General features: G+C 50.2%; 17 protein-coding genes. 2 read left to right on the top strand and 15 right to left on the bottom strand.

The window, feature by feature from the left end; translation table 11 throughout:
• Positions 1–30 precede the first annotated feature (30 nt).
• On the top strand, positions 31–1,758 hold the full coding sequence (locus CUS_RS04665) for a glycosyl hydrolase (RefSeq protein ID WP_002847787.1): 1,728 nt from the start codon (positions 31–33) through the stop codon (positions 1,756–1,758).
• A 94-nt stretch (positions 1,759–1,852) separates the two neighbouring features.
• Here the strand turns inward: CUS_RS04665 and acpP are convergent, their stop codons facing one another.
• From acpP to CUS_RS04590, 15 genes are all read right to left on the bottom strand, one after another.
• Positions 1,853–2,086 carry an acyl carrier protein gene (gene acpP, locus CUS_RS04660; protein ID WP_037276568.1) on the bottom strand — a complete coding sequence of 78 codons (234 nt, stop codon included), beginning with the start codon at positions 2,084–2,086 and terminating at the stop codon, positions 1,853–1,855.
• 33 nt (positions 2,087–2,119) lie between these two features.
• A complete protein-coding gene (locus tag CUS_RS04655) occupies positions 2,120–2,977 on the bottom strand; it encodes an acetyl-CoA carboxylase carboxyltransferase subunit alpha (RefSeq protein ID WP_002847771.1) in 858 nt (285 codons plus the stop codon).
• A complete protein-coding gene (gene accD / locus CUS_RS04650; protein ID WP_002847768.1) occupies positions 2,970–3,860 on the bottom strand; it encodes an acetyl-CoA carboxylase, carboxyltransferase subunit beta in 891 nt (296 codons plus the stop codon). The genes CUS_RS04655 and accD overlap by 8 nt, the downstream gene beginning before the upstream one ends.
• Positions 3,860–5,230, bottom strand: coding sequence for an acetyl-CoA carboxylase biotin carboxylase subunit (locus tag CUS_RS04645; RefSeq protein ID WP_002847972.1), 1,371 nt, complete (start codon positions 5,228–5,230; stop codon positions 3,860–3,862). Before CUS_RS04645 ends, accD begins: the two co-directional genes overlap by 1 nt.
• Before the next feature lie 290 nt (positions 5,231–5,520).
• Positions 5,521–6,123 carry a DUF1349 domain-containing protein gene (locus CUS_RS04640; protein WP_002847958.1) on the bottom strand — a complete coding sequence of 201 codons (603 nt, stop codon included), beginning with the start codon at positions 6,121–6,123 and terminating at the stop codon, positions 5,521–5,523.
• Between the two features lie 52 nt (positions 6,124–6,175).
• Positions 6,176–6,607 carry a 3-hydroxyacyl-ACP dehydratase FabZ gene (fabZ, locus tag CUS_RS04635; protein ID WP_002847779.1) on the bottom strand — a complete coding sequence of 144 codons (432 nt, stop codon included), beginning with the start codon at positions 6,605–6,607 and terminating at the stop codon, positions 6,176–6,178.
• A 67-nt stretch (positions 6,608–6,674) separates the two neighbouring features.
• Positions 6,675–7,148 (bottom strand): hypothetical protein, encoded by a 474-nt coding sequence (locus CUS_RS04630; protein WP_002847925.1) that lies wholly within the window; start codon positions 7,146–7,148, stop codon positions 6,675–6,677.
• A 4-nt stretch (positions 7,149–7,152) separates the two neighbouring features.
• Entirely contained in the window at positions 7,153–7,602 is a 450-nt protein-coding gene (locus CUS_RS04625; RefSeq protein WP_037276566.1) for a hypothetical protein, read from the bottom strand.
• A gap of 49 nt (positions 7,603–7,651) precedes the next feature.
• The gene (gene accB / locus CUS_RS04620; protein WP_002847828.1) at positions 7,652–8,134 is read right to left on the bottom strand and encodes an acetyl-CoA carboxylase biotin carboxyl carrier protein; all 483 of its coding nucleotides are present in this window, start codon (positions 8,132–8,134) and stop codon (positions 7,652–7,654) included.
• A 21-nt stretch (positions 8,135–8,155) separates the two neighbouring features.
• Positions 8,156–9,391 (bottom strand): beta-ketoacyl-ACP synthase II, encoded by a 1,236-nt coding sequence (gene fabF, locus CUS_RS04615; protein WP_002847923.1) that lies wholly within the window; start codon positions 9,389–9,391, stop codon positions 8,156–8,158.
• A gap of 46 nt (positions 9,392–9,437) precedes the next feature.
• A complete protein-coding gene (gene fabG / locus CUS_RS04610) occupies positions 9,438–10,172 on the bottom strand; it encodes a 3-oxoacyl-[acyl-carrier-protein] reductase (RefSeq protein ID WP_002847839.1) in 735 nt (244 codons plus the stop codon).
• Positions 10,173–10,245: 73 nt separating this feature from the next.
• On the bottom strand, positions 10,246–11,184 hold the full coding sequence (gene fabK, locus CUS_RS04605; protein WP_002847976.1) for an enoyl-[acyl-carrier-protein] reductase FabK: 939 nt from the start codon (positions 11,182–11,184) through the stop codon (positions 10,246–10,248).
• Positions 11,185–11,223: 39 nt separating this feature from the next.
• Entirely contained in the window at positions 11,224–11,880 is a 657-nt protein-coding gene (locus CUS_RS04600; RefSeq protein WP_002847765.1) for a hypothetical protein, read from the bottom strand.
• A gap of 14 nt (positions 11,881–11,894) precedes the next feature.
• Positions 11,895–12,908: a beta-ketoacyl-ACP synthase III gene (locus CUS_RS04595; RefSeq protein ID WP_002847760.1), complete on the bottom strand. Its 1,014-nt coding sequence runs from the start codon at positions 12,906–12,908 to the stop codon at positions 11,895–11,897.
• A gap of 92 nt (positions 12,909–13,000) precedes the next feature.
• Positions 13,001–13,402, bottom strand: a complete 402-nt coding sequence (locus CUS_RS04590) for a hypothetical protein (protein WP_002847969.1) — start codon at positions 13,400–13,402, stop codon at positions 13,001–13,003.
• Positions 13,403–13,767: 365 nt separating this feature from the next.
• On the opposite strand from CUS_RS04590, the gene fabD reads away from it, so the two are divergent.
• Positions 13,768–14,694, top strand: coding sequence for an ACP S-malonyltransferase (gene fabD / locus CUS_RS04585; RefSeq protein ID WP_002847809.1), 927 nt, complete (start codon positions 13,768–13,770; stop codon positions 14,692–14,694).
• The last annotated feature ends 34 nt before the right edge of the window (positions 14,695–14,728 follow it).

Here is a 14,728-nt window from a genome sequence, read left to right as displayed (position 1 = left end):
GATGGTGAAGAGAGGATAGTAAAAGGTAAAATGAAAATTAGGTTTATATCTGCTGTTGTTGCGGCTGTGCTTGCGGCTATGCTCGCGGGGTGCGGCAGTGAGATACAGGATAACGCCGAAGTTTCGGCGGATCTGGGTGTGCTTACGGCTGACGAAGATATCGTGACGAATGAGGAAGACGCACTCACCGATGAGGAAGAGGCGGAAACACCTGTGCCTGTGGCAGAGGAAACAGAAGAAGAGGTCAAGACTTTCAGCGAAGTCAAGATAAAGCCTGCCGATCTGAAATATGAGAAGTTTGACGAGATATATCAGGCTGAGAGCGGGACTGTCGGCGGCAGTGCGGCGATATCAAAGGAACGCAAGGGATATCAGGGCGATGGCTATGTCAGCGGCATCGGCAGTGAAGAAGACTGGTCGGTGAGTTTTGAGGTGCCTGCCGAACAGTACTACAATATCATACTGACAGTCGCGGCTGATGACACAGCAGAGGGCGGACTCAGTCTGAACGGCAGTAAGATAAGCGAATTCGAGGTGGGAAAGACCGAGAAGTTCGAGGGGCGGACTTTCCGCAACATAAAGCTGAAGAAGGGCGAGAACAAGCTGTCTTTCATACCTGTCAGCGGCAATGTGGATATCGACCGCATACAGGTGGCGGCAAGCGACGAGATAAGCAAGCTGAAACTGACGGCGGCGGGCGGCACGCTCTCCGACAGGAAAGCGGAGTACAATGCAAAGGCGCTGTACAAGTACCTCTGTGACAGCTTCGGCAGTAAGATACTTCTTGCGCAGAACGACACTATAGGCACAAGCTACGAAAGCGAACTTATCTACAAGAACACAGGCAAGTACCCCGCCATAAGGCTGGGCGACATGATGTATGTTACTGGCGGAGAGCATACCGAACAGGCACAGGCTGAGGTAAACGAAGCGCTGAGCAGGTCTGAGAGCGGTGCTGTGATAGGTTATATGTGGAACTGGACTTCGCCCAACAAGCCTGATGACAGTGAGAGCGTTTATGCCGAGAACTCTGATTTCGATATAACAAAGGCTGTCACCAAAGAAGATGTGGCGATGCTGGACATCGACACGCTGGAGAACATGGCTGAGAGCGGCGGCATAACAGTCGAATGCTTACAGCTTATGAGCGACATAGATAAGGTATCTGCCGAGTTGGAGAAACTCAGGGACGAGGGAGTGCCTGTGCTTTGGCGACCCTTGCAGGAGGCTTCCAACGGGCTGTACTGGTGGGGCAAAGATGCTGATGCCTACATATGGCTCTGGAAGACCATGTACAAGCGCATGACCGAGTATCACGGTCTGCACAACCTGATATGGGTGTGGTCGGCACAGAATTCCAACTGGTTCGTGGGCGGCGAGTACTGTGATGTGTTGTCGGCTGATGTGTACGGCGGCGGCAAGGGCGGTCAGGTGAGCACACTGCTGTTTATGCAGAGCATTGCGGGCGGCAAGCCCATCGCCATGAGCGAGTGTGACAGCATGCCGCTGATACAGAACATGGCTGACGAGCACGCTATGTGGTCGTACATCGGTCAGTGGGGCGGAAGCTACATCGTGGGTGAGGACGGCGAACTTTCGCAGGCATACAACGATGCGCAGGATATCATCACCATGTACAACAACGACCTTACAGTGACTATGGATAAACTGCCCGACTTCATGACTATGGCGGAAGAGGTCAAAAAAGCTGAGGAAAAGGCGGCGGCAGAAAAAAAAGACGAAAGCAAGGCTGAATAAACATAAAGTGCGCAGACGAAAAATAATGTCTGCGCACTTTTTTTGACCAAAAGAAAAAAGCCCGCATAAGCGGACTTTTGTAAATCGACTTTGATCAGTCTTCGGTCTTAGCCTCGATGAACTTAACGATGTCGCCAACAGTCTTGATATTCTCAACCTCTTCATCGGGAATTTCAAGATCAAAGCTCTCTTCGATACTCATGACCAGATCAACAACGTCCAGAGAGTCAGCACCCAGATCTTCGGTGATAGAAGCGTCTGTAGTTACCTTGTCCTCGTCAACGTCGAGCTGCTCAACAATGATCTCACGAATCTTGTCAAATACCATGTTCATTTCCCTCCATTCTATACTCAAACTGGTTCATTCAGCCGCATTATCTGACGGCTGTGTATCAGAATGCGGAAACTCATCAAAGTCTCCGACAACTCTAAACTTATTATAACGACTATTTAGCATTTCGTCAAGCCCTTTTTGAAATTTTCTTTGTAAATTTTGCAGACTTTCTGAAATATATGCAGAAATGTTCTCAGCAGTCAGCTGAGGGTCGTTGTGCGCACCGCCGTCTGCTTCTGGTATAACGTGGTCGCAGACCTTTAAGCGTACCAGATCTTCGGCGGTTATCTTCATTATATCGCAGGCTTCGCGCTCGCGTGAAGCATCTTTCCAGAGAATGCTGGCAAAGCCCTTTGGCGATATTACCGAGTAAAGCGAGTTTTCCAGCATAGCAAGTTCATCGCAGACTGCCAGTGCCAGCGCACCGCCCGAACCGCCTTCGCCTAATATAATGGAGATAACAGGTGTTTTCAGCATCATGAATTCCATTATATTGCGGGCGATAGCTTCGCCCTGACCACGCTTTTCAGCCTCGACGCCCGGATATGCACCGGGAGTATCCACAAGGCAGATGATTGGTCTGTGGAACTTCTCAGCCTGCTTGGCGAGCCTCAGTGCCTTGCGGTAGCCCTCAGGGTGGGGCATGCCGAAGTTGCACTGCTGATTTTCCTCAAGGTCGCGTCCCTTGACCTCTGCGATGACCGTTACGGGCGTGCCGTGAAAAGATGCCACGCCGCCGATTATAGCCCTGTCATCGCCGCAAAGCCTGTCGCCGTGAAGTTCAAAGAACTCGTCAAATATCATCGGTATGTAGTCGAGGGCGGTGGGTCTGCCCTTGTGTCTGATTATATCCAGCCTGCGGCTGGCAGAAAGCTGTTCATTCATCGCTCTCGACCTCCTTTATCTCAGGCGTTCTGTGGAGTCTGATAAGGTGTGCCAGCACACGGCGCATCTTGTTGCGTTCAACTATCATATCCACAAAGCCGTTTTCAAGCATAAATTCTGCCGACTGGAAATCATCGGGGAGTTTCTGCTTTATAGTGCCCTCTATGACGCGCCTGCCTGCAAATCCTATAAGCACTTTCGGCTCAGCGATTATTATGTCGCCCAGCGAGGCAAAGCTGGCTGTTACGCCGCCTGTGGTGGGGTCTGTCATAACAGATATGTACAGTCCGCCCGCTTCGTTATGTCTTGCCACAGCGCCCGATGTCTTAGCCATCTGCATCAGTGACACTATGCCCTCCTGCATACGTGCGCCGCCCGATGCAGTGAAAGCCACAACAGGGAGTTTTTTCTCGGTGGCGTACTCGATGGCGCGGGTGATGCGTTCGCCCACCACGCTTCCCATAGATGCCATCATGTAGTTTGAGTCCATGACTATCAGCACCACATCTTCGTGATGTATCTTAGCCCTGCCTGTCAGCACCGCATCATTAAGACCTGTCTTCTCGCGCAGTTCTTTCTGCTTAGCATCATAGCCTGGAAAATCGATGGGGTTTTTTGATATCATCTTTCTGTCAAACTCACGGAAACTGCCGTCATCAGCGGTTATTTTCAGCCTTTCGCGGGCAGTCAGACGTGAATGGTAGTTGCAGTTGGGGCAAACCTTGCCGTTCTGGTTGAACTCTTCGATGAAAGTCACGCTGCGGCAGCGGGGGCATTTGAAAAGCAGTCCTGCGGGGATATCGGTTTTTTTCTTTGAATTGTCATCACCCTTGTCACTGCCAAGTCTTTCCCTTACAACTGAGAAAAATTCATCGAACTGCATCAGTCTTCACCTCTTTCATCAGCAAGTATATCTGTGCGGTTGAGGAAGCCGTTGTCGTAGTTGCCGTCGATGAACTCGGGGCGGCGTATCAGTTTCAGCTGGAAATCAACGTTGGTGGCAACGCCGTCAACGATGAACTCAGCCAGCGCCCAGTTCATTTTAGCTATGGCTTCTTCGCGGTTCTTGCCGTGTACTATCAGCTTGCCTATCATCGAATCATAGTAAGGCGGTATCTCATAGCCCGAATAAGCCGCAGTGTCCACACGCACGCCAAATCCGCCTGGTATGAACATTGAGTTTATCCTGCCCGGTGACGGACGGAAGTCATTAGCGGGGTCTTCGGCATTTATACGGCACTCTATCGCGTGACCTGTCAGCTTGACATCTTCCTGCTTTATCGTGAGCCTTTCGCCGCCCGCTATAAGAAGCTGCTGCTTTACAAGGTCGATGCCCGTTACAGCCTCAGTGATGGGGTGTTCGACCTGTATGCGGGTGTTCATCTCCATAAAATAGAAATCGCCGTTGCTGTCCACCAGAAATTCTATCGTGCCTGCATTCCTGTAGCCGCATACCCTTGCAGCTGTGACAGCAGCCCTGCCCATTTTCGCACGCAGTTCTTCTGTCATGAAGCTGGCAGGTGAGGGTGCTTCTTCGAGGACTTTCTGTCTTCTGCGCTGCATCGAGCAGTCGCGCTCACCAAGATATATGACATCGCCGTAGTCGTCAGCGAGTATCTGTATCTCGATGTGCTTAGGGTCTTTGATGAACTTCTCTATGTACACCTCGTCATTGCCGAAGCATGCCAGCGCTTCCTGACGGGCAGCCTTCATCATCGGTTCAAGCTCTTCCTCGCTCTCCACGATGCGTATGCCGCGTCCGCCGCCGCCTGCCGATGCTTTGACCAGCACAGGGTAGCCCAAGTCGCGTGCGAGGGTCTTTGCGGCGTGTATATTGGATATCGCGCCGTCACTGCCCATTATTACAGGCACGCCGTTTTCTTTCATAGTTTCTTTAGCCTGCGCCTTGTCGCCCAGCATCTCGATCGAAGTCGCACGCGGACCTATGAAAACTATGCCGCACTTTTCGCACATGCGGGCAAAAGCGGGATTCTCGGACAGAAAACCGAATCCGGGGTGGATAGCTTCCGCGCCCGTTATCTCGCAGGCTGAGATTATCGCGCGTACATTCAGGTAGCTGTCCTTGCTCTGCGGACCGCCGATGCAGACTGCTTCATCTGCGAGCATGGCGTGCAGTGCATTTTTGTCGGCGGTGGAATATACCGCCACAGTTTTTATGCCAAGTTCACGGCAGGCACGTATAACACGCACCGCGATCTCGCCGCGATTGGCTATCAGAACTTTTTTTAACATATCTTACTCCTTGATAAGGAAAATTATTTATCAGCTGTTGATGCAGCTGCGGTATCTTTCCCCTCGCCGTCGGCGGGAGAAAAGATGCGGCAGTACAACTGTCGCGATAAGTTTTTGTGGTTATCCCGCTGACACACCAAAATAAACGATGTTATATCGGGAACTGAATATAGTTGGCGTTTATCTTTCCCCCGCCTGCGGCGGGGGAAAGATAACATCAACTCAGTATTTCCTTGTTATAAAGGTATTTTTTGGTGGTGTGCTAAAGGGATAGTCATATAAGTTTTTCATCAGTCGGGCTGCTGACCGTCATGGGCGAGCCACTTGCATTCAGTGACCTCCATATCGGTGAAAGTCGCTCTGAATGACGACTCTTCGGGACTGCATGCGTAGATGCCGAATTTTATGGTATCTTTCAGGCTGAAAAGGTGGCAGATGCGCATCTGGCTGAAATCCACGCCGTCAAGGGAGTTTTCTATGCAGATATCTTCCTCGCGGCGGCTCAGCCTGAACCACATGACTTTCACCGAAGCGTCGATATCGACCGATGCCCAGTCTGAATAGCCGTTGTTTGTGACCACACTGCCAAGACGCTGTATCCTGTCATTTTCGTACTCAACAGATGCCTTTACCCAGTTGTCGCAATCAAGGTAGACTGCAACGCCGCACTGGTCAAATCGGGTCGTTGATGCAAACTCTGTCCTGACGGTGAACGAGAAGAATTTTTCATCGCTCTCAGCCTGTAAAACAGGGGCATTGTCGTTGCGGAAATGATAATAAGTCCTCTGCCACAAGTCGGTGTGCGGTTCGGTGACTATCTCCACCTTATCCTCTCCGATAGTGAAAGAATGCGGAGGTCTTGTCCACTGCATTTTTTTCAGGTCAGGCTTCATGTCAGACTCTCCTTTTCGGAAGATGCCCTGTTTTTATGTCGTTTACCATATGTTACTTTATTGCAAATGTTATCTCGCAGGAAACAGCCTTCTTGCCGCCTACGGTAGCCAGCGCCTTGCCCACGCCGATAGGTCCCTTTACCTTGATGATCTCGACTTCTATCTCCAGCGTGTCGCCCGGTACCACCTGCTGGCGGAACTTGCAGTCGTTGATGCCGCCGAAGAAACCTATCTTGCCCTTGTTCTCAGGCAGTGCCAGCAGAGCAACAGCGCCCGCCTGTGCGCACATCTCCACCATCAGCACACCCGGAGTAACAGGGTACTGCGGAAAGTGACCCTTGAACCAGAAATCATCTTCCTTTATGTACTTTGTGGCTTTCACCCTCTTGCCGACTTCCAGTTCGTTTATCTCATCAATGAGCAGGAAAGGGTCGCGGTGGGGTATGACTTCCATTATCTGTTCTTTATTCATTAAAACTGCCATCTCAGCAGCTCCTTTCAGATTTATTTTTGACCGTCAGGGTCGGTGTTTTCATTTGTTGTGAAGCATCTCACATACCGCCGTAATAGCGGTAATAGTCATCGTCAGATTTTCTGCCTGCTGATATTATCATTCTGCCCATCTTGTACAGCGGTGTAACAAAAAATATGCTCAGCGTACATACCCCAAGATAGCCCAGATAATACTCAGCTGCACTATAAATGTGCTCAGTGACACGTAAAGCTAAGAGTACCGTGAACAAGATCGCACCCATCGGGAATACGGTCAACAGCCATATGCCTATTTCCTTGAAGTGCTTGCCCACTGCGGAGTCACTTTCACCTGTCAGCTTTTTGTAGTTTATCAGATAAGCTATCGGCATCGCGGCCAGCGGCAGACACGCAAAGTACACATATTTGTTCGTATCATCGTCAAGAAAATTATCAAGATAGTCGGTGACTATTGCCGCGAAAAAGCCCGCAAGATGCACTGCAACGCAGAATATCAGGAAATTCCTGCGCGGATGGATATCATACTGTTCCATAATATCATGCACCCCGCTTTTTTCTGACAAAATGGCGAATGCCCATAGCTATCGGTGTTAGCAGTACAAAGCCTGCGGCTGATGTGATGGCGAATATCAGATACTCCATACCGTTGAACATTATACGCCTCTGATGAATGAACCAGTGGTCGTAATTAACGGCATCCCAGAGCGGCAGTGATATCAGTGCCGATACAGCCGTCCATATGATACAGTGTATCGCAGTATCCTTTATGCGCTCGCCTGTGCTGAACAGCTTCTCTTTTAGCAGGTACAGCACCGCAGGAACGGCAGGCAGTGCGAAAAGCAACAGAAAATCAACGATGTATCGCAAAATGTAATGAATGCGTATCCTGCCCTCGTCTATCTCGTAGTCGTACAGGCAGAATACTGCCCACAAAAGCAGCTGCATAACAACTGCCGCAATGGTGAATTTAAGATAGATCTTTTTCATAGTTGTCAGCCTTTCTGCGGGCAAACGCCGCGTTTAAACGAAAGGGGAGTTATTCAAGCACCATTATAGTCTGGTCATATTCGACCGCATCGCCGTTCTGAACACATATCTCCTTTACAACGCCGTCAAATTCGCTGGGCACCTCGCTCATCACCTTCATCGATTCGATGATGAAGATGACATCGCCCTTCTTCACCCTGTCGCCTACCTTTACGAAAGGCTTTGAATCGGGTGACGGTGCAGAATAGAAAGTGCCTACGATAGGCGCTTTCACCTGCTTGCCCGAAACGGGTGCAGCTGCGGGGGCATCAAAGCCCTGTGCGGGTGCGGGCATCTGAGGCATGCCTGCGGGTGCGCCAATCGGGGGCATCATAGGGATAGGAGCGGGCGCAGGAGCAGGTCTTTTGCCCTTAATGGTGATGGTAGTGCCGCCGTCGGTTATAGTCAACTCGGAGAGTTCCTTAGCGTTGATTATATCAGCGAGCTTCTCAATTGTTTCAAGGTCGAACTGACCGTGTATCTTCTCACTCATCGGTGATATTCTCCTTTTCTATTAGTCGCACTTCTTTATGCAGATCGTAGCATTGTGACCACCGAAGCCCAGCGAGTTTGAAAGTGCCGCATATACGGGCATCTCGCGGTTGGCATCAACTGCGTAGTCAAGGTCGCACTCAGGGTCGGGGGTGGTGAAGTTTATGGTCTTGTGTACGAAGTCGTTCTTTACAGACAGTGCAGTAACGATGGCTTCAACGCCGCCTGCCGCGCCCAGCAGATGACCTACCATAGACTTAGTGGAATTGATGACTGTCTTACGCGCAGCATCTTCACCGAGCGCTATCTTGATAGCGTTTGTTTCGTACTTGTCGTTCAGCCCTGTTGAAGTGCCGTGTGCGTTGATGTAGTTTACCTGCTCAGGCGCAAGACCTGCCTCCTTGTATGCCATTTCCATAGCATGTGCAGCAGCTTCGCCTGTAGGTGAAGGGCTGGTCATGTGGTAAGCATCGCCTGTTGCGCCGTAGCCTGCAACTTCTGCGATGATGTTTGCGCCCCTTGCCTTTGCGTGTTCATACTCTTCCAGCACCAGCATGCCCGAACCTTCGCCCAGTACGAAGCCCTGACGGTTCGCATCGAAAGGTGTGGAAGCCTTGTCAAGGTCGGTAGCCTGCGAGAGGGCTTTCATGTTGTTGAAGCCGCTGAGTGCAAATCTGGATATGCAAGCCTCAGAACCGCCGCAGAGGCAGGCATCGAGATAGCCGTCCTTTATCTTGCGGAAAGCCTCACCGATGGCGTGGGTAGCAGATGAACATGCAGTGGTGGTGCAGTAGTTATCGCCCTTGAAGCCTGTTTTCATTGCAACTGTGCCTGCCGCCATATTGCCTATCATCATGGGTATGAAGAATACCGATACCTTATCGGGCTTCTCGTTGAATTTTGTCACCTCAGCTTCGGTCATGTTCAGACCGCCGATGCCTACACCGATTATAACGCCCACACGGAAAGGATCAAGGTCTTTGAGGTCGCTGCCCGCGTTCTCAAGCGCCTGCTTTGAAGCCGCCAGCGCGAACTGTGTGAACCTGTCCATGCGCTTTGCTTCTTTCTTCTCTATATACTCGGTGGGGTCAAAATCCTTGACTGCACCGACTATCTTAACGGGGAAATCAGAGGCATCGAACTGGTCGATGTAACTAAGACCGTTCTTGTTCGCCTTGATGTTCTCCCAGAACTCTTCAACATTTTTGCCCAGCGGGTTTATGGTACCCATACCCGTTATCACTACTCTTCTGCTCAATTAAAACACTCCTTGTAATTTAGAGATATATCCATATTTATCGGTTTTACATCATTATGCCGCCGCTTATCTCGATGACCTGTCCTGTCACGTAAGCCGCGTCCTTTGAAGCGAGGAAAGATACCACGCCCGCGATGTCCTCGACCTCGCCAAAACGCTTCATAGCTATCTGACCCAGCATAGCGTTCTTCTGGTCATCGGTCAGCTTGTCGGTCATGGGGGTCTTGATGAAGCCCGGCGCTACCGCGTTGCAGGTGATGCCGCGCGAACCCAGTTCCTTGGCGACAGTCTTTGTCATGCCGATGATAGCGGCTTTTGTTGCCGAATAGTTTATCTGTCCGGGATTGCCGTAAACGCCTGCCACCGAAGCAAGGTTGATTATCCTGCCCGACTTCTGGCGCATCATAACGTTGCCCACGAACTTAGACATGTTGAAAACGCTCTTCTGGTTGACAGCAACTACCATGTCATACTGTTCTTCGCTCATTCTCGCCATCAGACCGTCCCTTGTGATGCCCGCGTTGTTTACAAGAACATCGATAGAACCGAACTCAGCCTTGATAGCTTTTACAGTTTCCTCAGCCTGTGCGTAGTTCGATACATCGCAGATGAACTTCTGTACCTTTACGCCCTTTGCGGCTATCTTTTCCATTATATCGTTATCCTCGAACATAGCCTCGCTGATGTCGTTGAGTGCTATGTCAAAACCGTCCTCAGCAAGTCTGAGCGCGATAGCCGCACCGATACCTCTTGCCGAACCTGTTATAAATGCTGTTGCCATTTTATTTTCCTCCGTCAAATATCATTGTCAGGATAGTCAGGCGATAAAAGCGCCGACCTTTGACCACAAAAAATTATGAATTAAATATCGCTTCTGCCTGTGCGAACATTTCCTCGACTATCTCCTTCGCAGGCTTTACTTCGTTTACCATGCCCGCGATAGCGCCGCAGAGGAACGAACCCTCATCGAGGTTGCCGTCCTGAACAGCCTTTCTCAGTGCGCCGAGTGTTATCTTCTCAAACTCGTCAGGGTCGATACCGCCCTCCATCTCGCGCTTAGCCAGCTGTTTTAAGAACTTTGTCTTGACATTTCTGCATGGGTGACCTGTAGTTCTGCCGGTTACCACGCTGTCAGTGTCCTTAGCCTTGACTACCAGTTCCTTGTAGGTGGGGTGTATCTGACATTCCTCAGCGGCGAGGAAGCGTGTGCCCACCTGAACGCCCTCAGCGCCCAGCATGAAACTTGCGCAGATACCTCTGCCGTCAGCGATGCCGCCTGCTGCGATAACGGGTATCTCAACTGCGTCAACTACCTGCGGAACAAGGCACATCGTAGTGTTCTCACCGATGTGACCGCCCGACTCGGTGCCCTCAGCGATGACTGCGTCAGCGCCGCTTCTCTCCATTCTCTTTGCCAGCGCAACAGAGGGAACAACAGGTATCACTTTGATATTTGCGGCTTTCCAGTCTGCCATGTACTTGCCCGGATTGCCCGCGCCTGTTGTTACAAAAGGCACGCCCTCTTCGATGACCAGCTTTGCCAGGTCGTCAGCATTCGGGCTCATCAGCATGATGTTCACACCGAAAGGCTTGTCGCCCACAGCGGCTTTGGTCAGCCTTATCTGCTCGCGCAGGTAGTCGATGGGTGCCGAGCCGCCTGCGATTATGCCTGCGCCGCCTGCATTTGTGACAGCGCTTGCCAGTGTGTGTTCAGCGACCCATGCCATGCCGCCCTGAAGTATAGGGTACTTTATGCCCAGCAGGTCGGTTATCCTTGTTTTTGTGGTAGTCATTGTTTTTACCTCTCTTTATATATTTTCTTTAAATTCGTTTTATTTGCCGCTTTTGGAATAATGGTTCTCTATCGCCATTTCGTACTTGGTGTAAACGTGTCTGCCCTCTTTTATAGCAGCATATTCTTTCATGCAGACATCAGCGCTCTTTTCAACAAAGCCGCGCACTATATCCATATCAAAGTGCATCAGTTCGCCCTCGATGTGCATCTGCATGTCCGCGTAAATATCAGCTATGAGGTTTTCAGGTTCAAAGCCGAAATCACGATACAGCCGCGTATCTCTCAGCCTTTCGGGGACTGTCAGCGTCCTTGTCAGACCGAAATTTTCTGTTATCATGGGGTTGAGCAGATTGTAGTCGCGGTAGAATTCTTCAAACAGGCTCTTCTCGCCGCGCCGTGAAAGAAGCCCCATGTCGATGTAAAAGGTCTGACGGAAGATATTGTCTGAGATAAGATGGAAATAATACCCCAGATATATCGGGTCTTCCATGACCTCTTGCCTGTACTTTTCAAAGAAAGTCAGACTGTCGAACCACTTGTAACGCCCGTCATCAAATACAGATATGAAGTGCGAATTGCGCTCCTGCTTCTCTTTGGCGGGAAGTGCATCGGGCAGTATACTGCCGATGATAAGACCCTCTTTATCATTGATGTCCAGCCGCTCGGCAAGTGTCTTGCCAAGCGCGAAGTGCATCAGCCTGGAACCCATCAGTATTCAAATATTATGCCCGCGTAGGTCAGACCGCCGCCGAAGCCTACAAAGCATATCTTGTCGCCGCGCTTTATCCTGCCCTCAGCCACCGCATCACAGAAAGCTATCGGTATAGATGCCGAAGATGTGTTGCCGTAGCGGTCTATGTATACCACCATCTTGTCCATCGAAACGCCAAGATTTTTTGCGGCAGTTTCGATTATGCGCACATTAGCCTGATGGGGAACGATAGCGTCAAGGTCTTCGGGGGAGATGCCCGCCTTTTCACAAGCCTTTGTTACCGCCAGCGGCAGTGCCTTAGTCGCGAACTTGTATACCTCTTTGCCGTCCTGTGTGAAGTAGTGGAGTTTTGTTTCGGGCATGCCCATATCGAAATCTTCCTTGTTGGTGCGGAATACGTTCTCGCTCCTCATGGCGCGTGAAACAAGGAATTTAGCGCCGCTGCCGTCTGCGCCCAGATAAGCCGAGTAAAGTGCATCGTACTTTCTTTCCAGCACGAATGCCGCCGCGCCGTCACCAAAGAGGATACAGCTTGAACGGTCAGTATAGTCGGTGAACTTTGAAAGTTCCTCTGCCGATACCAGCAGAACAGTGTTCACATCGTCCTCGGAAAGCAGGTAGCGCCTTGCCATATCAAGACCGTAATCGAAGCCTGTGCAGGCACAGTTTATGTCTATCGCCATTGAACCTATAGCGCCTATCTCGCGCTGTATAAGACAGGCGGTAGAGGGTGTGTAGAAATCAGGTGTAACTGTGGCGCAGATGATAAGGTCTATCTCGCTGACATCTATGCCCGCATCAGCGATGGCTTTCTTAGCCGCCTCAGCGCCTATCCAGTAGGTAGGTTCGCCGTTGGTGATGTGCCTTGTCTTGATGCCTGTACGCTGGGTTATCCACTCATCACTGGTATCGACTATCTTAGCGAAATCCTCGTTCGATGCTATCATCTCGGGCACATACTTGCCTATACCCTTTACCTTTATTCCTGTTACCTTTTTTGTTTCAGACAATTGAATATCCTCCTTGTGTGCTAATGCAAAAATTATATTTATGGTTATCCCTTCAAACGCCGCTCAGAATGACGGTATAACAATGTGCGCTGTCACGCTCTCACAAAACCTTCCTGCCAAAGGCATTCATTCAGGGTGTATCTGCTTATGCACCATTCCCGGCGGCGGAAGCGCTTTTTCAGGTCTTCCATCGCCCGCTGTGCATCACAGCGCGAGGTGAAGCATATGCTTTCGGTGATATCTGTTTCGTCGCCGCTTTCATTGACATTCCAGCCGTACACCATATATATGATGTCGCTGTCTGCCGCGCCGATGACTTCCTTTTCGGTGATCTCAAAGCCGATATCATAGTCTTTGAAGCCTGCGGTGTCTTTAAGATATCGCTGTGCGGTCTTTTCAGCCTTAAGGCGTTCGGTGAAAAAGCCTATACAGAAACTTTCTTTGTGACCCTCGCAGGAAAGTTCCCTGTCGGTCATACAGAGTTCATATATCACAGCCGTTCACCTCGTAAAAAGTCCGAAAAGCCCTTGCAATATGGGAAAAACTATGTTATAATATTATTTCGGTACTGCCGATAGGGCATAGCTTGCCCGACATTGGCGAACCACAATACTAATTATAAACCCTTTTCGCGGGCAATTCAATTAACAAATTATGAACAACGCGTGCGTTTTCTGAAAATTCGGAGAATTTTTCATAGAATTTCGGGTGTTGGTTAATAATTTGTGACTGATTTTGAAAATTATTTGCAAAAGTTAAATCATGTTACTTAAGTGGCGATTTTCAACAAATAAGGTTCACGCAAAAGGGCGAAGTGTGTAATTTCAATAATTAAAAAGTAGATTCAGGAGGAAAACAAATGGCTAAGAACATGTTTTTATTTTCGGGACAGGGCTCGCAGTATGTGGGCATGGCTAAGGAACTCTGCGATAAGTACCCAGCCGCAAAGGCAGTATTTGACAAGGCATCAGAGGTTCTGGGCTACGACATATCTGCGATAGCTTTTGACGGTCCTGAGGAGGAACTGAACAAGACCATCAACTCGCAGCCTGCTATAATGGCTTGCTCGCTGGCAGCTTTTGAGGCTGCAAAGGCTGAGGGTATCGAGTTTGACGGCGTTGCAGGTCATTCGCTGGGCGAGTATGCTGCTATGGTGGCAGCAGGTGTAGTCACCATAGAGGACGGTTTCAGGCTGATAAAGGCAAGGGCTGCCGCTATGCAGAAAGCTGCCGAGAGCGCTGAGGGTTCGATGTATGCGATAATCGGTCTTGATGCGGCTGAGGTAGAAAAGGTGTGCGAAGAGGTCGAGGGCTATGTTGTGCCTGTAAACTACAACTCTTCTGCACAGACTGTTATTGCAGGCGATACTGCGGCTTGCGAGGCTGCTGCTGCTAAGTTCGGTGAGATGAAGAAGAGAGCGGTCAAGCTGAATGTTGCCAGTGCTTTCCATTCAAAGCTGATGCAGCCTGCGGCAGATGAGTTCATTGGTGCGGCTAAGGAGATAAACTTCAAGGCGGCGGAAAAGGAATTTTATTCAAACGTACTGGGCGAGAAGCTGACCGATTTCACCAACATGCCCGAAATGCTGGCTAAGCACATTGTTTCGCCTGTAAAGTTCACATCTGAACTGGCTGAGATGGAAAAGGCAGGCTATGAGAACTTCATCGAACTGGGACCAAACAAGGTTCTGACAGGTCTGGTGAAGAAGACCCTCAAGGGCAAGAACGCTGTAAACATCGAAAACGAAGCTACACTCAGCAAGGCGCTGGAGTCTGTAAAGGGCTGATATCTTAAAGACACTTTGTCGGGGGCGTTTTGCT

This window comes from Hominimerdicola alba 8 (assembly GCF_000178155.2).
GTDB lineage: Bacteria > Bacillota > Clostridia > Oscillospirales > Ruminococcaceae > Hominimerdicola > Hominimerdicola alba_C.
This window is presented reverse-complemented; position numbering and strand designations above follow the sequence as displayed.